The 18,989-nt window shown below is 68.3% G+C and carries 14 protein-coding genes, 1 other RNA gene and 2 pseudogenes; 2 read left to right on the top strand and 15 right to left on the bottom strand.

The genetic code is table 11. The features are described from left to right. The 15 genes and pseudogenes from CKY51_RS12470 to CKY51_RS12540 all read right to left on the bottom strand — a co-directional run. A pseudogene (locus CKY51_RS12470) lies at nt 1–107 on the bottom strand (methionine ABC transporter ATP-binding protein); the annotation flags it as partial. 76 nt (nt 108–183) lie between these two features. Next, a non-coding RNA gene (locus CKY51_RS12475) (sX9 sRNA) lies at nt 184–259 on the bottom strand. A 61-nt stretch (nt 260–320) separates the two neighbouring features. After that, on the bottom strand, nt 321–617 hold the full coding sequence (locus CKY51_RS12480; RefSeq protein ID WP_022974459.1) for a flagellar basal body rod protein FlgC: 297 nt from the start codon (nt 615–617) through the stop codon (nt 321–323). 87 nt (nt 618–704) lie between these two features. Then, on the bottom strand, nt 705–2,327 hold the full coding sequence (locus tag CKY51_RS12485; protein WP_052172318.1) for a DUF5597 domain-containing protein: 1,623 nt from the start codon (nt 2,325–2,327) through the stop codon (nt 705–707). Nucleotides 2,328–2,335: 8 nt separating this feature from the next. Then, nucleotides 2,336–4,690, bottom strand: coding sequence for a S9 family peptidase (locus CKY51_RS12490; RefSeq protein WP_031340918.1), 2,355 nt, complete (start codon nt 4,688–4,690; stop codon nt 2,336–2,338). Then, the gene (locus tag CKY51_RS12495; RefSeq protein WP_022974456.1) at nt 4,680–6,266 is read right to left on the bottom strand and encodes an APC family permease; all 1,587 of its coding nucleotides are present in this window, start codon (nt 6,264–6,266) and stop codon (nt 4,680–4,682) included. Before CKY51_RS12495 ends, CKY51_RS12490 begins: the two co-directional genes overlap by 11 nt. A gap of 54 nt (nt 6,267–6,320) precedes the next feature. Beyond that, nucleotides 6,321–8,186 carry a DUF885 domain-containing protein gene (locus CKY51_RS12500; protein ID WP_022974455.1) on the bottom strand — a complete coding sequence of 622 codons (1,866 nt, stop codon included), beginning with the start codon at nt 8,184–8,186 and terminating at the stop codon, nt 6,321–6,323. Continuing rightward, nucleotides 8,183–10,009 (bottom strand): DUF885 domain-containing protein, encoded by a 1,827-nt coding sequence (locus tag CKY51_RS12505; protein WP_022974454.1) that lies wholly within the window; start codon nt 10,007–10,009, stop codon nt 8,183–8,185. Before CKY51_RS12505 ends, CKY51_RS12500 begins: the two co-directional genes overlap by 4 nt. Before the next feature lie 167 nt (nt 10,010–10,176). Then, complete coding sequence (locus CKY51_RS12510) at nt 10,177–11,376, bottom strand: M24 family metallopeptidase (RefSeq protein ID WP_022974453.1); 1,200 nt, start codon at nt 11,374–11,376, stop codon at nt 10,177–10,179. Next, a complete protein-coding gene (locus CKY51_RS12515) occupies nt 11,373–12,974 on the bottom strand; it encodes an aldehyde dehydrogenase family protein (RefSeq protein WP_152249311.1) in 1,602 nt (533 codons plus the stop codon). The genes CKY51_RS12510 and CKY51_RS12515 overlap by 4 nt, the downstream gene beginning before the upstream one ends. Before the next feature lie 170 nt (nt 12,975–13,144). Continuing rightward, on the bottom strand, nt 13,145–14,053 hold the full coding sequence (locus CKY51_RS12520; protein ID WP_022974451.1) for a dihydrodipicolinate synthase family protein: 909 nt from the start codon (nt 14,051–14,053) through the stop codon (nt 13,145–13,147). Beyond that, nucleotides 14,050–15,363 carry an NAD(P)/FAD-dependent oxidoreductase gene (locus tag CKY51_RS12525; RefSeq protein WP_022974450.1) on the bottom strand — a complete coding sequence of 438 codons (1,314 nt, stop codon included), beginning with the start codon at nt 15,361–15,363 and terminating at the stop codon, nt 14,050–14,052. Before CKY51_RS12525 ends, CKY51_RS12520 begins: the two co-directional genes overlap by 4 nt. Next, on the bottom strand, nt 15,356–15,601 hold the full coding sequence (locus tag CKY51_RS12530; RefSeq protein ID WP_022974449.1) for a 2Fe-2S iron-sulfur cluster-binding protein: 246 nt from the start codon (nt 15,599–15,601) through the stop codon (nt 15,356–15,358). The genes CKY51_RS12525 and CKY51_RS12530 overlap by 8 nt, the downstream gene beginning before the upstream one ends. Further along, on the bottom strand, nt 15,598–16,779 hold the full coding sequence (locus tag CKY51_RS12535) for an NAD(P)/FAD-dependent oxidoreductase (RefSeq protein WP_022974448.1): 1,182 nt from the start codon (nt 16,777–16,779) through the stop codon (nt 15,598–15,600). The genes CKY51_RS12530 and CKY51_RS12535 overlap by 4 nt, the downstream gene beginning before the upstream one ends. Then, nucleotides 16,779–17,717: a proline racemase family protein gene (locus CKY51_RS12540; RefSeq protein ID WP_022974447.1), complete on the bottom strand. Its 939-nt coding sequence runs from the start codon at nt 17,715–17,717 to the stop codon at nt 16,779–16,781. Before CKY51_RS12540 ends, CKY51_RS12535 begins: the two co-directional genes overlap by 1 nt. 161 nt (nt 17,718–17,878) lie before the next feature. Between CKY51_RS12540 and CKY51_RS12545 the strand changes: the two genes are divergently transcribed. Both CKY51_RS12545 and CKY51_RS22585 read left to right on the top strand, forming a co-directional pair. After that, a complete protein-coding gene (locus CKY51_RS12545) occupies nt 17,879–18,595 on the top strand; it encodes an AraC family transcriptional regulator (protein ID WP_022974446.1) in 717 nt (238 codons plus the stop codon). 104 nt (nt 18,596–18,699) lie between these two features. Then, nucleotides 18,700–18,989 (top strand): annotated as a pseudogene (locus CKY51_RS22585) (signal recognition particle-docking protein FtsY); the annotation flags it as partial.

Genomic DNA, 18,989 nt, shown 5'->3' on the forward strand with positions numbered 1-18,989 from the left:
ATGCCGAACACCTCGCCCGGGCCGATCCGCAGGTCGAGCGGATGCAGCGCCACGACCTCGCGGCCGGCGACGGAGTATGACTTGTGCAGGCGCTGGAACTGGATCACCGCGCATGACCAGATGGGGGGGCGTAAACCCTACCAGTCAATGTTTACGGGCGTTATTCCATTCGGTTCTAAGAGCGGCTGACAAAACGTAGCGAGCAGCCGTCAGGTGGGCGCGGACGGCGCGCAGGAACTGCAGTGTACGCGTGGTCCATGAGGATTCCGAGCACCGTCCGCGCCCGCATGGCGGCTGCGCAGTCGTTTTGTTAGCTGCTCTTAGGCCAACACGTCCAGCAAGCTGCCCAATGCTTCGTCGGAACGCCGCAGCACGTTGGCATTGGCCTGGAAGTCATTGCGCGCCGACAGACCTTCCACCAGGTCGGTGACCGGCGCTGATGGATCGGAAGCCGCCTGCACCACGCTCGCCGCGACGCCGCCGCCGGCCTGGGTGCTGGCGGCCACCGCTTGTCGCGGGCTGCCGTCGACGGGCTGACGCGCCACGTTGCTGGCAGCCACCTGCTGGCGCAGGGCGGCGACCTGCAATCCGGAACTGGCGATGCTGCTGATGCTCATGGGGGCTCCGATGCAAGTGGCGAATGGCTCAACGACGTGGGAGTGCAGACAACGACCGCAGGACGGCAGCATGCGCCTGCCGCTGGCTCAATACGTGCCTACCCGCACGCGCAGCACGACCGGCTCCTGGCTGGTCGGACCACCGCTGCCGAAGTTGAGCCCGTAGTCGGTCTGGTCGCCGTTGAGCAGGCGTTCCATCTGCCAGCGCCCGTCGACATACCGCCCCTGCTCCACCCGCAACAGCTGTCCATGACGGTTATCGGCCGCGTCGCGCGAAAATTCAATGCGCGCCGCCATCCCGGTGACCAGGAATTCCTCCGGACCCAGTTGGGCGACCAGCAGGCGGCCGACATGATCGGCCGTGCCGGGCAGGATCGCTGGCGCCTCGCCCCAGGCCGGTGCGCCAAACGAGATCTTGGCCTCCCACGGCCCGAAACGCAGCGTGCGCTGCGGGTTGCCGGGCTGCTCGGTCACTGCCTGCAATCGGCCATCGAAGGCGGCCTGCGCCAGGATGCGCTGCAGCGGCGCCAGCAGCGCGAAGTTGGCCGTATGCGCGGCGACGGCCGCACGGTTGGCCTCGGTGTCCGGATTACCGTCGACACCGAAGACCGAGAAGCCGACCCCGCCCTGCCCCAGCACATGAAACAGATACGGTGCGGTGGCCGCCTCGAAGCCGGTCTCCGACACCCAGGCCGGATTGTCCGGCCGCGCATACTGCCCGATGACCTTGGTGAACTCGTTGTAGTCGCTGGTGTACAGATCGGTGCCGATGAAATCGATCGACGGCGTGGCCGCCCGCCATAGCGCGAACACATTCGCCGTCGCGCCACCGGAGGGATAGTCCAGGCCCGGGTAGCGCTTGCCCTTGTAGCGTAGCCAGGTGTTGACGTAGAGCGGCAGCGGATAGACCTGTTTGCCAGCAGCCGCCACCTGTTCGATGTAGGCCGCGGTGGCGTAGGCATTGCACGCTTCCGCGGCCTCGGCGCCGAACACCTGCTGCCAGCTGCCCTGCGGCTTGCCCAGCGCCTGCGCGATCGCCGCCGGCACCGGCTGGGCGAACGCGGCTTCGCCGGCCGGTCCATGATCGCGCACCGTGCCGATGGCGCCCGGCTCGTTTTCGACCTGCACCAGGATGACGGTATGGCGGTCGCCATCGACCTTGCGCAGGTGGCGCATCAACGCGGCGAACGCGCGCGCATCGGCCTGGACGTTGGCGGCGGCATACGGCGACAGCACATCCACCGGCTCGCCATCGGCGTCGCGCATGCGCGGATAGGTGCTTGCATCGCGTTTGATCCACTCCGGTACGTAGTGCATCTGGCCATTCTTCCAACTGCCGAACCACAGCACCGCCACCCGCAGACCACGTTGGCGGGCACCGGCGATCAGCGCATCCAGATTGCGGGTGTCATAGCGCCCCGGCTCCGGCTCGAACTGCTCCCAGTACACCGGCGCCTCCACCGTGTTGGCGTGCAGCGCCGCCACCGTGTCCAGCGCCTGCGGCAGCACCGCCGGCCAGGCGCTGGAGTTATGCAACTGCGCGGCCAGCACGGTGAACGGGGCGCCATCGACGAACAGCGCATGGCGGCCATCGCGCTGCACCAATCGCGGCATTGCACCGTCGTCGGCCAGGGCAGGATCTGCCGGTGCAAGCAACACGCAACACAGCCACGCCAGCAGCACTCGACGGCCCTGCAGTGGCCACAGCATGCACACCATCATCGACTCTCCTCGGGCAGGGAATTCCAGTGCGGCACCGGCTGCTGCAGCAGGTGCTGCACGAAGAAGCTATATTGCCGCCGCTGCACGTAATCGATCGGCCCGCTCGAACGCCCCACCGAGTGCTCGCCGCCGGGCACGTTGAGCAGTTCGAAGTCCTTGCCGGCCTTGATCAGCGCATCGACCACCTGCGCAGTCGATGCCGGGTCGACGTTGCTGTCCTGATCACCGACGATCAGCAACAGGTCTCCCTGCAGTTTGGCCGCGTTGACCACCCCGGAGGCGGCGGCGTAGGACGCATCCACCGGCCAGCCCATCCACTGCTCGTTCCAGCTGATCTTGTCCATGCGGTTGTCGTAGCAACCGGCATAGGCCACGCCGACCTTGTAGAACTCCGGATAGCGTTCGAGCGCCCCCAGGGTGCTCTGGCCGCCTGCCGACGCGCCATAGATGCCGACCCGGGCGATGTCGTAGGACCGATCGCGCGCGGCCAGCGCGCGGTGCCAGGCGATGCGGTCGGGAAAGCCCGAATCGCCGAGATTCTTCCAGGCCACGTCATGGAAGGCACGTGAGCGGTTGGCAGTACCCATGCCGTCGATCATCACCACGATGAAACCGAGGTCGGCCTGCGCCTGCATGCCGATCTGCTTGTCGCCGCCGGAGTGATAGCCGAACGGCCAGAAGGTCTTGGGCACGAAGGCATCGTGCGGGCCGGCGTAGATGTTCTCGATCACCGGATAGCGCTTGTGCGGATCGTAATCGCGTGGCCGCACGACCATGCCCCAGATATCGGTGACGCCATCGCGGCCCTTGGCGACGAAGGTCTCCGGCGCACGCCAGCCGGCCGCCTGCAGCCGCGAGATATCGCCGCGTTCCAGTTGCCGAACCAACGCGCCGTCGCTGCGCCGCAGCTCCAGCACCGGCGGCAGGTCCGGCCGCGAATAGACGTCGACGTAGTGGCGGCCATCGGCAGCCATCGCCACGTCGTGATCGGCATCGGCCTGGGTCAGCCGGGTCAGGCCACGACCATCGAAATCCACCCGATACAGCTGCCGATCATAGGGATCCTTGCTGGCGTCCATGCCGCTGGCGAGAAACCAGATGCGGCGTTGTGCAGCGTCCACGTGCACCACCTCGCGCACCACCCAAGGGCCGTGGGTGATCTGCCGACGGAGACGACCGCTGCGGCCATCGAACAGGTACAGGTGGCGCCAGCCATCGCGCTCGGAGGTCCACAGCAATGCGTTGCCACGCCCGTCCAGATCGCGCAGGAAACTGCGTTCGGTATCGACGAAGGTACGCGCATCCTCGCCAATGGCCACATGCGGCCGCCCGCTGGCGGCATCGATGGCAATCACCCGCATCCGTTGGAAGCCGCGCTGCACATACGTGAAGGCGACACTGCGGCTATCGCTGCGCCATTGCAGCGGCGACAGCGAATAGGGATTGGCGAACAGGGCATCGTCGACATCGTGGCGCGCACCGCGGATGTCGAACAGCACCGGGCGCTCGACATCGACCGCGTCGCCTGGCTTGGGATACAGCTGCGTGTGCACCAGCGGCTGCCCGCCGCCAACGGGCGCGGCCTCCACCCGGGTCACCCGGCGCGCGAATCCGGGGCGCACGCGGTAGACCGCCAGCTGCCGCGCATCCGGCGCCCAGGCAACGCTCTCGGGATCGTAGTAATCGTTGGCAGTGCCGTCGTGGCTGAGCCGAATCACCTGGCCATCGGCCAGTCGACGCAACGCCAGGTCGTTGCCGATCGCAAAGCTCTCCCAGCGCCCATCCGGCGAACGCTGCGGCGTGGGATCGGCCGGAATCGCAGGATCGCGGACCACGCCGAAGCCGCGCGGCCGCTGCGTCACCGCGTCGGCCTCGCGCGTGCAACGGTCGTGCAGCAGGCTGCAGCGCCATGACTGATCCTCCAGCGCAAAAACAATCGCACCCTCGGGCCGGCCGTCCTCCGGCACATAGGCGAATTGCTCGAACGGCAGTTGCAGCGCGGCGTAGCTGTGTCCACTTGCCGCCGACAGCGCAGCCGCCACCCGCGCCTGGTCGAAGGCCGGCCGCGGTTGCGCGCTGCCGACCTCGGCACGTACGAAGGCCATGCCGCCCGGCACGGTCTTGCGGTAATGGAAGCTCTCCGCATCCTGCCATTGCGCCGGCCAGGCCACGTTTTCGGTCAGGCCCATCCACTGCGCGCGCAGGCCTAGCGAGCGTTGATAGTCCTGCACGCTGGGCGCGGGCGTGGCAGCGACGGCGACGGTCGTCGCCACCCAGCCGACCCATGCGGCAACGACGCAGCGCGCGTGCCAGCCGCCGAGCACAGACCGCCGCGGCCGCTCACTGGCCATCGTCTTCCCCCAAGGCCAATTCTTCGCTGCGCAGCCCGCTGCGCGCGCCCCAGTAATAGATCGCCAGTGCGATCAGCGCCACGCCCACGGTGTCGTAAGGATGGGCGATCCAACCATGGCCACCGAAGGTGCCTGCCCAGGACATCGCCATCACCAGCACGAAGAACACGATCCACCACAGCGACGCGCTGACCTGCCGCAGCAGTCGCGCGCGCCCTGCGCGCGACGGCAGCCGGAACAGCACGTACAGCACAAACGCAGCGACCTGCAGGCCCAGCAACCACGAGAGCGTCGGCCAGGTGGACCAATAGACGATCAGCGCGGCGACCATGAAGGACAGCGGCCCCAGCACGGCAATGCCACGCACGCGAAACGGTCGCTCCAGCTCCGGCGCGCTGCGGCGCAAGGCCGCCACCGTCACCGGCGCCACCGCATAGCTCAGCACCAGCGCCGCCGACACCACGCCGATCAATGTTTCCCACGACGGAAATGGCAGCGTCCAGAACACCGACAATCCCAGGCTGAGCCACAGCGCAGGACGCGGAATGCCCGAGGCCGGATCGACCCGCGTCAGCGCCGGCAGCACGCCGCTGGTACGTGCCCAGCCATACACCACTCGCGGCGTGGCATTCATGTAGATATTGCCGGTGCCGCTGGGCGAGACGATGGCATCGCAGATCACCAGCGTGGCCAGCCATCCCAGCCCCAACGCCAGTGCGATATCGTGGTACGGCAGCGAGAAGCGCGCATCGATACCACTCCAGCCCTGCGCCAACGCCGCACTTGGCAGGCCGCCGAGGAAGGCCAGTTGCAGCAGCACGTAGATCACCGTCGACAGCGCCACCGACAGGATCAAGGCGATCGGGATATTGCGCTGCGGCTGCCGCACCTCGCTGGCCACCGAAACGATCGGCGTCAGCCCCAGGTACGCGAAGATGATGCCGCCGGCGGAGATCGCCGCTTCCACGCCGGCCATGCCGGTCGGCGCGAATCCATGCACGCGCAGATTGTCCGCATTGAAGTGCGCCATCAACAGCACGATCACCAGCAACGGCACCAGGAACTTGAACACGCTGACCAGGTTGTTGGCCAAGGCGAAGGTCTTGACGCTGAAATAGTTGAGCAGGAAGAACGCCAGCAGCAACGCCAGTTGCAGCAGCCAGCCCCACAGGCTGGGATGGGTGCTGCCGGGCTGGTTGAGCAGCGGGAACCAGGCCGCCGCGTACTGGCGTGCGGCCTCCACCTCGATGGCGATCAGGCTGGAAAAAGCGATCAGAGTGATCAACCCGGTCAGCGCGCCCAGCAGGGCGCCATGCGAGAACTCCGGATAACGCACCACCCCGCCGGCACGCGGCAACGCCGCACCGAGCTCGCAGTAGACCAGTCCCAGCAGCAGCACGGCGATACCGCCGACCACCCACGACACGATGCCTGCCGGCCCGGCAATCGCCGAGACATGGCTGGCCGAGAACAGCCAGCCCGAGCCGAAGATTGATCCCAGGCCGATGAAGGTCAGGTCGGTCAGGCTCAACCGCTTGTGGAACGTGCCCTGCGTGCCCGCAGCCTCTGTCGTCATCGCGTGCCCCCAGTGGATAGCGCTATGGATTCCCTTGCCGTGCCCGCTGGCGGACTAGTTGTCCGCCGCAGGCGCAGCAGCCGCCTGTTTCTCCTGGTCGGCGTACGGCGATGCGCCACCGGCGGCAATGAAGCGATCGATCCGCGCCTCCAGCACCGGCAGTGGCACCGAGCCGGTCTGCAGCACCGCATCGTGGAAGTTGCGCAGGTCGAACCGCTCGCCCAAGGCCTGCTCGGCCTTGTGGCGCAGCTCCAGGATCTTCAACTCGCCCAGGTAGTACGACAGCGCCTGCCCCGGCCAGGCGATGTAGCGATCCACCTCGGTGGTGATTTCGTGTTCGCTCAGTGCGGTGTTGTCGCGCAGATAGGCCAGCGCCTGCTCGCGGGTCCAGCCCTTGTGATGGATGCCGGTGTCGATCACCAGCCGGCAGGCACGCCACATCTGGTAGGTCAGATAGCCGAAGCGGTCGTAGGGGGTGTCGTACATCCCCATCTCCTGACCGAGGTATTCGGAGTACACCGCCCAGCCTTCGCCGTAGGCCGAGATGAAGCTGTAGCGACGGAAGTCAGGCAAATCCGTCGTCTCCGCCGCCAACGGCATTTGCAGCGCATGGCCTGGCGAGGACTCGTGCAGGGTCAGCGCAGTCAGGTTGTACAGCGGGCGCGATGGCAGATCGTAGGTATTGACCAGATAGATGCCCGGGCCGCCGCGGCCACCGGTGTAGAACGGCGCCAGCTCCGGCGGCACCGGCTCGATGGCGAAACGCCGCCGCGGCAGCCGACCGATGTAGTCGCCCACCTTGCCATCCACCCGCTTGGCGATCCACGCCGCCTGCTTGAGCAGTTCCTCCGGCGTCTTGGCGTAGAAGCGCGGGTCGCTGCGCAGAAAGTGCAGAAACGCCGGAAACGCCGCCTGCCCGGCCGGCGCCTTGAAGCCGCTGGCGACGATGGTCTGATCCATCTGTGTCCGCAGCTTGGCCACTTCGCGCAGGCCGATCTGGTGGATCTGCTCCGGACTCAGGTCCAAGGTGGTGAATTCGCGAATCTGCGCCTGGTAATAGGCCTCACCATCGGGCAGGCGCTCGGCGGCCAGCGTGGTGCGCGCCTGCGGCTGGTAGTCCTTGCGGATGAAGTCCAGCAAGCGGGTGTAGGCCGGGATCACCTGCTCGGCGATCGTTCGCAGCGCCTGTTGGCGCAGTTGCGCCTGGGCCTCGGCAGGCAGCGTGGCCGGCAACTGCTTGAACGGGGCGTAGAACGGATTGGCTTCGCCGGCGGCGGCGACAACGTCGGCGATCGACTGATCGCGCCCACGCATCGTCACCTGCGGCTGGCTGAATCCGCGCGCCAGGCCGGCACGCATATTGGTGATCTGCTCATCGAAGTAGCGCGGGATGTCGGCCAACATCGCCAGGTAGCGTTGACCATCGTCGCGGCTACGCACATGGGTGTCGGCGCTGAAGCCCAGGTCGCTCCAGAACGCGCTATCGCTGTTGAAGGGCATCTCCCAGGCATGGAAGCGTTGCTGATCCAATAGCACCGCCAACTGCTGGCGATAGACCTGGTAGCTCACCTGATCTTCGGCCGGCAGTTGGGCGATCGGGATCGCATCCAGTTCGGTCATCACCTGCTGCCAGTACGTCGTGCGCATCGCCTGGGTGGCGGCATCGACATGCGGCAGGTGGTCGGCCGGGCGATCCTGCAAGGCCTGGTTGTCCTCGTCCACCGCGCCGTCCAGTTGTGCCTGTCGCCATTTCCATTCGCGCGTATACAGCGCCTTGAAGCGTGCGGCGGCACTGCCCGCTGCCTGTTGCGCCGAGGTGGGCGCGGCCTTCGCAGCGGCGGCCCAGCTGCTCGCCACCGTACCGGGCAGCACGAACAGCAAAGCCAGCGCGATGGCGGGCGCGGTCGGTCGGCGTTTCATCGGCGTGATTCCTGACGGGGGGAGATGGCCTTGGTGCGGTCGATCCACTGCCGCACGCGTTGTTGCAGCATGGCCAGCGGCATCGCGCCACCGCCCAGCACCGCCTCATGGAAGGCGCGGATATCGAAGCTCTCGCCCAATGCCTGCTCGGCTTCGGCACGCAAGGCCAGGATCTGCAGCTCACCGAGCTTGTACCCCAGCGCCTGACCAGGCCAGACGATATAGCGGTCGGTCTCGGACTGGATGCTGGGCTCGTCGTCGGACGGATGCGCATGGAAGAAATCCACCATCTGCTGGCGCGTCCAGCGCTTGTAATGCACGCCGGTGTCCAGCACCAGCCGATTGGCACGCAGCAGCTCGCCGGCCAGGCGCCCGTAATCGTTGTACGGATCCTGGAAGAAACCGATCTCCTTGCCCAGGCGCTCGGCATACAGCGCCCAGCCCTCGATGTAGGCGTTGTAGCCGGCCTGCTGGCGGAACGGCGGCAACGGCAGCGTCTGAGCCAACGAGATCTGCAGGTGATGGCCAGGCACCCCTTCGTGATAGGCGGTGGTCTCGATATTGACCAGGGTGCGGCTGGCGAAGTCGCTGGTATTGACCTTCACGATCGCCGGCTTGGTTCCTTCCGGGTTGCTCTGCCAGTACTCGGCGCCCGGCGCGCTGCGACGGAACGCCGGCATCGCCTGCACCTCCAGCGGCGTCTTGGGCAACTGCGCGAACAACTTGGGCAACTGCGGCTGCATCGCCGCGATGTACTGCCGGTATTGCTGCAGGATCTGTTCGCCGGAAGTGGCGAAGTGGCGCTTGTCGGTGTCCACCGCCTTGCGGAAACTGGCAAGATCGGCAAACCCCTGCGCCTTGGCGATGACGGTCATCTCGCCTTCGATGCGCGCCACTTCCTGCAGACCGATCTGATGGATCTGCTCCGGCGCCATGTCGGTGGTGGTCTGGGTGTGGATGGCGTAGCGATAACGGTGCTCGCCATCGGGTAGCGACCACAGGCCTTCGGCGCTGCGACCCTGCGCGGCATATTCGTCGCGGACGAATGCCGCCAGCTTGCGATAGGCCGGCTTCACCTGCCGATCGATGGCGGCCAGCAGCTGCGAACGCAATGCTGCGCGTTGCTCGGCCGGCACCACGGCATCGAGCTTCTTCAACGGCGAGGCGAACGGGCTCTGATCGCCGGACAGCGCGATGATCCCGTCGATCTGCTCGGGGAGGCGTTCCAGCAGATACTTCGGTTGGGTCAGGCCTTCCCTGGCGCCCAGGCGCGACACCGCGATGACCTCATCGATCACCGCCGGGAGCGTCTGCAAGCGCGTGATGTAGTCCTGGTAGTCCTTGGCGTTCTCGAACGGAAACGCATCGCCGTAGCCGGCCAACGCCAACTGGATGCCGCCGATCGGCTCCAGCGGCATCGTGTAGGTCATCAGGTCGATGCCTTCCAGCTTGTCGCGCAATTGCCCAAGCATCATCTGCAGGCTGAGCTGCCGCTGTTCGTCCAGCGTCTTGGCATCGACTGCTTCGAATCGTTTGAGCAGGTCGGCGGTGGCGTTGCGGTCGGCCTGCACGGCCTGCGGGGAATAATCGCTCCAGCGGTCGTTGTAGCGCTTGTCGCCGATGATGCTGGCGAATTCGGGATTGTGTTGCAGCTGGTACTGCCACTGCCGGTCGAGCAGCGCATCGAAGGCCTGGGCGGCTTGCGCATGGCTCGCCGCAGGCGTACCGCCATCGCTCGCCTGCGCGGTGGTCGACGCCGGTGTGCAGGCGGCGATTGCCGCGGCTGCGCACAGCCCAAGGACGACGGAAGACAGCTGTTTCATGCACTCACTCCAAAACTGCGGAACTCCAGGCCAGCGTGCAGCGCACTGCGCCGGATCGGCTCACGTCAATGCGGCCACACCAGCGCCAACGCGCGCAAGCGCGCTCACACCCGGCGCTCGGCGCCAATCCATGCCATGTCGAGCACACCGGTCGCAGCGACGCGGCGTCATGCGAACGGCTGGTCGATCGCCACCGACGGCGGCGTGAACCACTGCGCACCGGTCTCGGTGACGAAGAAATGATCTTCCAGCCGCACACCGAATTGCCCTGGCACGACGATCATTGGCTCGTTGCTGGCACACATGCCGGGCTGCAGCGGCAGGTTGTTGCCACGCACCAGGTACGGCGCCTCATGGATCGCCAGGCCACAGCCATGGCCGGTGCGATGCGGCAGTCCCGGCAAGCGATACTCGGGCCCGAGGCCCCCGGCCTCCAGCACCGCGCGCGCGGCGCGGTCCACCGCCTGGCACGGCACATCGGGACGGATCGCAGCGAACGCTGCCGCCTGCGCGGCCTGCTCCAGATCCCAGATGCGTCGCTGGTGGTCGCTGGGCGTGCCATAGATCCAGCTGCGGGTGATGTCCGAGTGGTAACCCTGCACCGTGCAGCCGGTATCGATCAACACCAACTCGCCTTCGCGCAGTTGCTGGACGCCGGGAATGCCGTGCGGAAAGGCGGTGGCATGGCCGTATTGCACGATGCAGAACGTCGAGCCGTTGTCCGCGCCCAGCGCGCGATGCGCCTCGTCGATGAAGCGCACCAGCTGGTCGGTCCCCAGTCCTTCGCAGGCCAACCCCGCGGCCAGCCGCTGTACCTGCAGGGTCATGTCGCAGGCCTGCTGCATCAGCGCCAGCTCGGCCGGCGACTTGCACATGCGGCAACCGTCGATGATGGCGGCCGCGTCGCGGATGGCGGTGCCCAGATGCGCACGCAAGCCGGTATGCACTGCGAACGCCACGCCCGGATCCAGCGCCAGCGCACGCGCGCCGCGCTCGTCCATCGCCTGCACCACCAGTGCGTAAGGATCCTCGTGTTCCTCCCACAGCCGTTTGTTGACCGGCAGCTGCAGTACCGCATCCAGCGAGCCCTCCTCGAACGCCGGACACACCAGCACCGGCGCGCCTTGCAAGGTAACCAGCAAGGCGACCAGTCGTTCGCTGGCGCCCCAGGGCACGCCACTGAAGTAGCGCAGCGACGGCCCGGCGCCGATCAGCAAGGCGTCGACGCCCGCGCGGCGCATCAGGCCACGTGCGCGCTCGAGCCGCTGTTCGTATTCTGCCGCGGCGATCGGTGCGGCCCGCTCGGTCCAGGGCGCCAACTGTGCGCGCGCCTGCTGCAGCGACAGGCCGCCGATCTGCGCACTCACGCCGATGCCTCGAGGTCGCCGATGCTCCACTGACCATCGACCAGCCGCGCCACCCCACCGGGGTTGCGCTGGCGCAGCTCGGCCGGCAACACGTCATCGGGCACTGCGTCATAGCTATGCAGCGCGGCAAAGCGGCGGATCGCGCCGGGCATGCCGACGGCGGTGAATCCCGGATGGCCGGTGCTCGGGAACGGACCGCCATGATTCTGCGCCGCACTCACCGCCACTCCGGTCGGCATCTTGCTGTTGATCAGGCGCCCGACCCGCGCGCGCAGCAGCGGCGCGATCGCCTGCCAGGCGGCATCGTCGCTGCCGTCGGTCGCGCGGTACAGGCAGCCGGTGAGATTGCCTTCCAGCACCGCGGCCACCTGCACCATCGCCGCCAGATCGGCCCGCACCAACAGGCTGACCGGACCGAACGCTTCGGTCTGCAAGGCGTGCGGCTCGGCGATAAAACGGTCCGCGTCCACGCTCAACAGCGTCGGCGGATAGCGGAAGCCAGGTTGCGCGGTCGGCTCGGCCTGCCCGCTGGCGAGCACGCTGGCACCGGCGGCGCGCAGCGTGTCCACGCCATGACGGACGCCGTCCACCCCGGAAGCGGAGAACAGCACCATCGGTGCGGCCTGCGCGAACAGGTCAGCGGCGGCAGCGACGAAGGCATCGCCCGCCTCGCCGGTTGGCACGACGACCACCCCAGGGTTGGTGCAGAACTGGCCACTGCCCAAGGTGCACGAGGCGAAGAATTCCTGCGCCAACGCCGCGCCGCGTTCGGCCAGCGCGCCTGGCAACAGGAACACCGGATTGATACTGGACAACTCGGCATAGAACGGGATGCCTGCCGCATCGGCCGCCGCTTTCAAGGCGAGGCCACCGCCACGGCTGCCGGTGAAGCCGATCGCGCCCAGGCGGGCATCGCCGGCCAGTTGCAGGCCGGTGGCCGGCTCCAGGTGATAGAGCAACTGCACCGCTGCCGCCGGCAAGCCGGCTGCCAGCACTGCGCGATGCGCCAGCTCGGCCATGCGCTGGCTGGTGGCCGGATGCAGCGGATGCGCCTTGGCGATGACGGGATTGCGCGCAGCGATCGCCGAGGCGAAATCGCTGCCGGCCACTGCATTGAAGGCGAACGGAAAGTTGTTCGGCCCGAAGACCAGCACTGGTTTGCCCAACGGCGCCAGGTGCGCGCGCAGCCCGGCCGCGGTATCGATGACCGGTTGAGTCCAGCTGTAGCTGCGCACGGCCGCAGCGGCCTGACGCAACTGCCCACTGGTGCGTGGCAGCTCGTTGCCGCGCAAGCGCGTCGGTGACGGCAAGGCGGTCTCGGCATGCGCCAATGCCACCAAGTTGTCGGCGTCGGCATCCAGCGCGTCGGCATAGGCCTCCAGGAACGCGGCAATGCGCGCCACCGGCGCCGCCGCCAGTTCGGCGGCCACCGCCGTAGCGGCAGCCAGCGCGGCCTGCACATCCTGCGGCCCGCTGATCGGGAACTGCGGGCCGATCGGCTCGCCGGTGGTGGGATCGTTGGCGCGGAATGCGCCGGTCGCCTCCAGGCTGGGCTGCCATTGACCGGCCAACAGCACGGGTTGAAGCATGGAAGTCATCACGTCACCTTCGGTTGCAGACGGGCTCCGCTGCGCGGGGCGATGCGGAGCGGTGGAACGGCATCAGAGCATGACGCATTGCGCGCTGGCCGGTGCGCGTGAGCGGCCAGCGCTGGCGCCCGCGCCGAACCGGCAGTGCTGCGCGGGCCGGGCGGGTCGCCACGTCGCGCTCAGCGCAGCGTCGGCGCGGTCGCGATGGCCTGGTCGATGATCTTGAGCGCCGCCTCGCGTTCGGCGCCGTCCATCGCCAGCCGGGGCGCACGGACCCGCTCGCTGCCCATGCCGACCTTTTGCTGCACCAGCTTGATCAGCTGCACGAACTTGGGCACGGTGTCCAGGCGCAGCAGCGGCAGGAACCAGTCGTACAGCTCCTTGGCCGCCGGGTAACCGCCATCGCGGGCCAGTTCGAACAGCCGCACCGATTCGCGCGGGTAGGCATTGACCAGGCCGGCGATCCAGCCCTTGGCGCCCATGCTCAGGCCTTCGACGATGGCATCGTCCATGCCCACCAGCAGCGCCAGGCGATCGCCCAGCAGCTCCTGCAACGCGGCGAAACGACGCACGTCGCCGGACGATTCCTTCACCGCCTGCAGATTGGGGAATTCCGCCGCCAGCTCGGCGACCTGCGCTGCGCTGAAGTCGGTCTTGTAGGCCACCGGATTGTTGTACAGGATCACCGGCAGATCGGTGGCGCCGATCACGGCGCGCACATGCGCGCCCATCTCGCGCCAGTCGGTGGAGTATACGTAGGGCGGCAACACCATCAGGCCACCGCAGCCCAGCGCCTTGGCGTCCTTGGCCAGCGCCACGGCCTCGTCGGTCGCCAGCGCGGCGATGCCCGGCACCACCGGCACGCGACCGTCGAGCGCGCCGACCAGGGTCTTGAGGATGGCCCGCTTGTCCTCGCCACTCAGCGTGGCCGCCTCGCCCAGCGAGCCCAGCGGCACGATCGCGGTACAGCCGGCATCGACCAGTTGCCTGGCGTGTCGGGCGAGGAAGTCGTGGTCGATCTCGCCCGAGGCGGTGAACGGGGTGGTGATGGCCGGCAATACGCCATGCCAGAACGCAGCGATGCTCATGAAGAATGTCCTTGCGGATCGGAAGTGAACGAATCGGCCAGCGCCGCGAGGCGGACCGGGAACAAGGGCGGCCGGCGGCCGGCGTCGGTGGAGTGGTCGGGCAGACAGCGCCCGAGTTCGGCCAGGGCCGCGCCGCAGATGCGGCCCTGGCAAGCCCCCATCCCGCAGCGCGACGCCAGCTTGGCATCGCGCCCATCGGTGAAGGGCTCCAGCGCGGAGAGCGGCACGTCTTCGCAGCGGCACACCAGCGTCTGCGGCTGCGCCATTGCGCGCACCCGCGCCCCCAGCGCGAAGGACTGCTGCAACTGTCGCGCAAACGCGCGCGCGCTGTGGCGGCGGCGCTGCAGGGCATGCGCTGCCTGCGGCGCACCGGCAGCCAGATGGCCTGCCATCGCGCCTTCGATCAGCGCGCAATCGCGTCCGCCGATCCCGCATACCTCGCCGGCGGCGAACACGCCTGCCACGCTGGTGCGCAGCTGCGCATCCACCTGCACCTGTTGCTGCGCGCCGCTGGGCTCCAGACGGCAGCCAAGCAACTGCGCCAGCTCGACGTTGGGCACCAGCCCGTAGCCGACCGCCAACTGGTCGCAGGGAACGCGCTGGTGGCCATCCGGCCCGTCGATCTCGACCTCGCGCAGATGCGTATCGCCATGCGCGGCCACCACCACGCTGGCGGTGGCATAGCGCACGGCACGCAGTTGCCAGCGCAGCGCCAGCGCCTGCCCGGCCTTGCCTGGCCAGCGCCATAGCTGGCGCGCAAAGGCGTGCACGGCCGCCGTCGGCGCCTGTTCGTGAATCCCCAGCAGCTGCGCGCCGTGGCGCTGCAAGGTCGCCGCACTGGCCAGCAACAATGGGCCGCTGCCGGCCACCACCACCCGCTTGCCGGCCACCGAGCACCCCTGCTTGGCCAAGGCCTGCGCCCCACCGGCGCCGGTAACGCCCGGCAAGGTCCAGCCGGGAAACGGCAGCAACAGCTCGCGCGCGCCGGTCGCCAGCACCAACGCCGCATAGTGCAGTTGCAGCGCGCCGGTGGCCGCTTCGGCCAGCAACCAACCCGATTGCGCCAGCACCACCTGCACGCCGGTCAGCAACGTGATCCCCGGACAATCGCTGACCTGTTGCAACAACGCCCGCGCGTCGGCCGGTGCGCCGTCGTGGACGTCGTGCCGCCAGACCTGGCCACCGACGCGCGGCTGCGTATCGACCAGGCCGACGCGGGCGCCATGCGACGCAGCGGTCCGCGCCGCCGCCAATCCGGCCGGACCGGCGCCGATCACCAGCACGTCGAATCGCAGCGTGCGCTCAGCCATCGGTGCGCACCTGCATGCCATCGCGTGCATCGAGCAGGCAGGCGCGTTGCTGGCCCAGACCATCGATCCAGACCCGGCACTCGAAGCACACGCCCATGCCGCACACCGGCGCCCGCGGCTCCCCGCCGCTGGAACGGCGCGTGCGCCAGCTGACCTGCGCCACCGCCGCCGCCACGCTGCTGCCAGCCGGGACCTCGACGGTCTGCGCATCCACCTGCAAGCGCACCTGCGTCGTCATGCTGCAGCCCCCTGCAGCACGCGCGCCGGCGCGTACGGCGCCGGGTCGATCGCCGGGGTTCGCCCCAACAGGCCGTCGACGATCACCTGCGCGCTCCCCAGCGCGGTGGTGACCCCCAAGCCCTCGTGGCCGGCGGCCACCCACACTTCCTGCCGCCCCGGCACCTGCCCCAGGTAAGGACGCCCATCCACGGTGGCCGGACGCAAACCGGTCCACACCCGGATCGCCTGCAACTGCTGCAGCACCGGCAGAAAATCGAAGGCGCGCTGCAGCATCTGCCGCAATACCGGCAGCGACAGTTCGCGGTCCTGCACGTCGAACTGGCGCGAGGAGCCGATCAGCAACTGGCCACTCGGCCGCGGCTGCACGTTGAAGGCCACACTGGTGGCATCGGCACCGTGGGCCGAATCGGCGTAGCCCAGCTCCAGCAGCTGGTGATGGATCAAGCCGGGATGCCGATCGGTAATGACCAGATGTCCCTTGCGTGGGCGCACGCCCAACTCCGGCAGCAACTGCGGCACCGCCACCCCGCTGGCCACCAGCACCGGACCGGCCAGACGCTGGCCATCGTCCAGTTGCACGCCCTGCTCCAACACCTGCACCACGCGGCGTCCGGCGAACAATTGCGCTCCCGCCTGGCATGCCAGCGCCACCAGATGACGCGCCACCCGCGGCGGATACACCACCGCCTCGCCGGGCACCCGCATGCCGCCGGCCAGACCCGCCACCAACTGCGGCTCCAGCGCATAGAGCTGGTCGGCATCGACGGCCTCTGCCTGCATGCCAGCCGACGCCAACCGGGCGATCTTGGCCGGCACGGCGGCCATCTCGCGCGCATCGCGCGCCACCCACAGCGTGCCGCAGCGACTGAATTCGGCCTCGCGCAGGCTGGCGAAGCGCTCCCACAGCCGTAGCGAATACGCCGACAGCGCCAGCTCCGCCGGGTCGTCGTCCATCGCCACCAGGTGCCCCATCGCCGCAGCGGTCGCGCCACCGCCGATCGGCCCCGGCTCGACGATCGCGACCCGCAAACCCGCCGCGCTGGCCGCCTCGGCGCAGGCCGCGCCGACGATGCCGGCGCCGACCACGACCAGGTCGTAGCTGCGGCGCGTGGCGGCGGCGGTGACGCCCGATGCAGGCGCGTTGCCGACCACCGGCGCGGGCGAAACAGCCGTCATCAGGCCACGATGCCCCAACCGAACGGATCGGTTGGATCGATCAACAGCTGCGTGCGTGCGGTCAGATACGCATGCCCGCCGATGCGCGGCGCGATGCCGCGCCCGCTGCTGCGGTAGCTCGCCTCGAACGCGCTGCCGAGGATGCCTTGCTGGATCCAGCGCGCACCCTCGGCCAGCTTGCCGTCGGCGGCCAGGCAGGCCAGCTTGGCGCTGGTGCCGGTGCCGCACGGCGAACGGTCGTACGCCAATCCCGGGCACAGCACGAAATTGCGCGCGGCCCCGCTGCCATCCGGCGCCGGCCCATTGACCTCGATGTGATCGATCTCGCCACCGTCCTCGCCATACACGCCAGCCGTGGCCAGCGCCAGGCGGATCGCCTCGGTATAGCCGGTCAAGGCACGCTGCTGCGCCAGCTCCAGCGCGCAGGGCGCCTGCTCGGTGATGAAGAACCAGTTGCCGCCCCAGGCCACGTCCCCGCGCACGGGGCCGTACCCCGGTACGTCCACCACCACGCCAGCGGCGTGGCGGTAGCTTTCGACATTGTCGACCCACACCTGCCCGTCCTCGCCCAGCTCCACGCCGACGGTGCCGACCGGCGTTTCGATGCGATGCGTACCGGTGCCGATGCGTCCCAGCTCCGCCAGCGTGCGGACCACGCCGATGGTGCCGTGCCCGCACATGCCCAGGTAGCCGACGTTATTGAAGAAAATCACCCCGGTGCAGGCCGCGGGGTCGCGCGGCGGCAGCAACAAGGCGCCGACCATGGTGTCCGAACCGCGCGGTTCGCAGGCGATCGCGCTCCGCCACTGGTCATAGTCGCGACGGAAGCGCTCCCGGCAGTCGGCCAGGTCGCCGTCGCCCAGATCGGGGAAGCCGGACAGCACCACGCGGGTGGGTTCGCCTGCCGTGTGCGAGTCGATGACATCGATGGTGTGCATGGCTCATGCTCCCATCGCGGCCGCGCGGACGGCTAGCGTGCAATGCCAGACACAAATGCGGAAGTCGGCATAATGACAGGCGCAGTCCGAGACCCCCCGGATTGCGCTAGGATCGCTGGCAGCGCTGCCGCACCTGGCAAGCACCCAAAACGACTTTCGCCATGATGCCGATGGATCTCAACCTGCCCGCCCTGGAGATGCAGACGCTGTTCGATGCGCTGCCGGACGTGGTCTTCTTCATCAAGGACGAGCAAGGACGTTATACCCACTGCAACCTCACGCTGGTGCGCAGGCTCGGCCGCAAGCTCCGCAGCGACGTCATCGGCCGCTCGCCGCTGGAGGTCTTCCCGCTGCCGCTGGGCGGCAGCTACATGATGCAGGACCGCCGCGTGCTGTGCGGCGAACTGATCGACAACCAGCTGGAAGTGCATCTCTACCCCAACCGCCTGCCCGGCTGGTGCCTGACCTTCAAGCGCCCGCTGTGCGAGGGCGAGGACGTGACCGGCGTGGTCGGCATCTCGCGCGATCTCGGCCAGCCGGACAACCGCCACTCGGCGTATGAGCGCCTGAGCCAGGTGATGGAACACATGCAGTCCAACTTCGGCGAGAACCTGCGCGTGCAGAGTCTGGCCGACCTGGCGGGACTGTCGGTGGCGCAGCTGGAGCGGCATTTCCGCCGGGTCTTCCAGGTCACTCCGCAGCAGTTGCTGACCAAGCTGCGGATCGAATCGGCGATGCGCCTGCTCAATGGCGAAGACAGTATCGCCAGCATCGGCCAGCGCTGCGGATTCGCCGACCAGAGCGCGTTCGCGCGCCAGTTCAAGGCTACCGTCGGGATGACGCCGCGGGACTACCGCGCGCTCCGGGGACAGCTCTAGCCGCGCCCCACGCGGATGCCGAATTCGGCAGGATGGCGGGTGCGTGAAAGGCGCGGTCCATCTGAGGTCGGGCTGAAGGCGGCGTCAAGGCCGCCGATGCCCGGATGGTAGAATTGCGCGTTTCCGCTACCGCGTTGCCAATGGCCAGCTTCTTCCGCCGCAACAAGCCCACCACGTCCGACAGTTCGCGCACCGCGCGCTACAGCCTGGAAGAACTGGCGGCCGCGTTCCCCACCGCCCCCGCCGCCGCGGCACCCCGCGAACCGGTCGCGCCTGAACCGGCAATTCCAGTAGACGCTCCCACCGAAGCGGCAGCCCCGGCGCCAACAGCACGCGAACCAGCCCCATCGGCAGAATCGACCAACGCTAGTGCAGCGCCGGCGCCCGCCCCAGC

This window comes from Xanthomonas maliensis (genome assembly GCF_009192945.1).
In the GTDB taxonomy this organism is placed as follows: domain Bacteria; phylum Pseudomonadota; class Gammaproteobacteria; order Xanthomonadales; family Xanthomonadaceae; genus Xanthomonas; species Xanthomonas maliensis.

What these genes read in the sequence shown, in the direction of transcription:
- CKY51_RS12480 (WP_022974459.1), bottom strand. Translation starts at nt 617, where the DNA reads ATGAGCATCAGCAGCATCGCCAGTTCCGGATTGCAGGTCGCCGCCCTG.
- CKY51_RS12485 (WP_052172318.1), bottom strand. Translation starts at nt 2,327, where the DNA reads ATGCTGTGGCCACTGCAGGGCCGTCGAGTGCTGCTGGCGTGGCTGTGT.
- CKY51_RS12490 (WP_031340918.1), bottom strand. Translation starts at nt 4,690, where the DNA reads ATGGCCAGTGAGCGGCCGCGGCGGTCTGTGCTCGGCGGCTGGCACGCG.
- CKY51_RS12495 (WP_022974456.1), bottom strand. Translation starts at nt 6,266, where the DNA reads ATGACGACAGAGGCTGCGGGCACGCAGGGCACGTTCCACAAGCGGTTG.
- CKY51_RS12500 (WP_022974455.1), bottom strand. Translation starts at nt 8,186, where the DNA reads ATGAAACGCCGACCGACCGCGCCCGCCATCGCGCTGGCTTTGCTGTTC.
- CKY51_RS12505 (WP_022974454.1), bottom strand. Translation starts at nt 10,009, where the DNA reads ATGAAACAGCTGTCTTCCGTCGTCCTTGGGCTGTGCGCAGCCGCGGCA.
- CKY51_RS12515 (WP_152249311.1), bottom strand. Translation starts at nt 12,974, where the DNA reads ATGACTTCCATGCTTCAACCCGTGCTGTTGGCCGGTCAATGGCAGCCC.
- CKY51_RS12520 (WP_022974451.1), bottom strand. Translation starts at nt 14,053, where the DNA reads ATGAGCATCGCTGCGTTCTGGCATGGCGTATTGCCGGCCATCACCACC.
- CKY51_RS12525 (WP_022974450.1), bottom strand. Translation starts at nt 15,363, where the DNA reads ATGGCTGAGCGCACGCTGCGATTCGACGTGCTGGTGATCGGCGCCGGT.
- CKY51_RS12530 (WP_022974449.1), bottom strand. Translation starts at nt 15,601, where the DNA reads ATGACGACGCAGGTGCGCTTGCAGGTGGATGCGCAGACCGTCGAGGTC.
- CKY51_RS12535 (WP_022974448.1), bottom strand. Translation starts at nt 16,779, where the DNA reads ATGACGGCTGTTTCGCCCGCGCCGGTGGTCGGCAACGCGCCTGCATCG.
- CKY51_RS12540 (WP_022974447.1), bottom strand. Translation starts at nt 17,717, where the DNA reads ATGCACACCATCGATGTCATCGACTCGCACACGGCAGGCGAACCCACC.
- CKY51_RS12545 (WP_022974446.1), top strand. Translation starts at nt 17,879, where the DNA reads ATGATGCCGATGGATCTCAACCTGCCCGCCCTGGAGATGCAGACGCTG.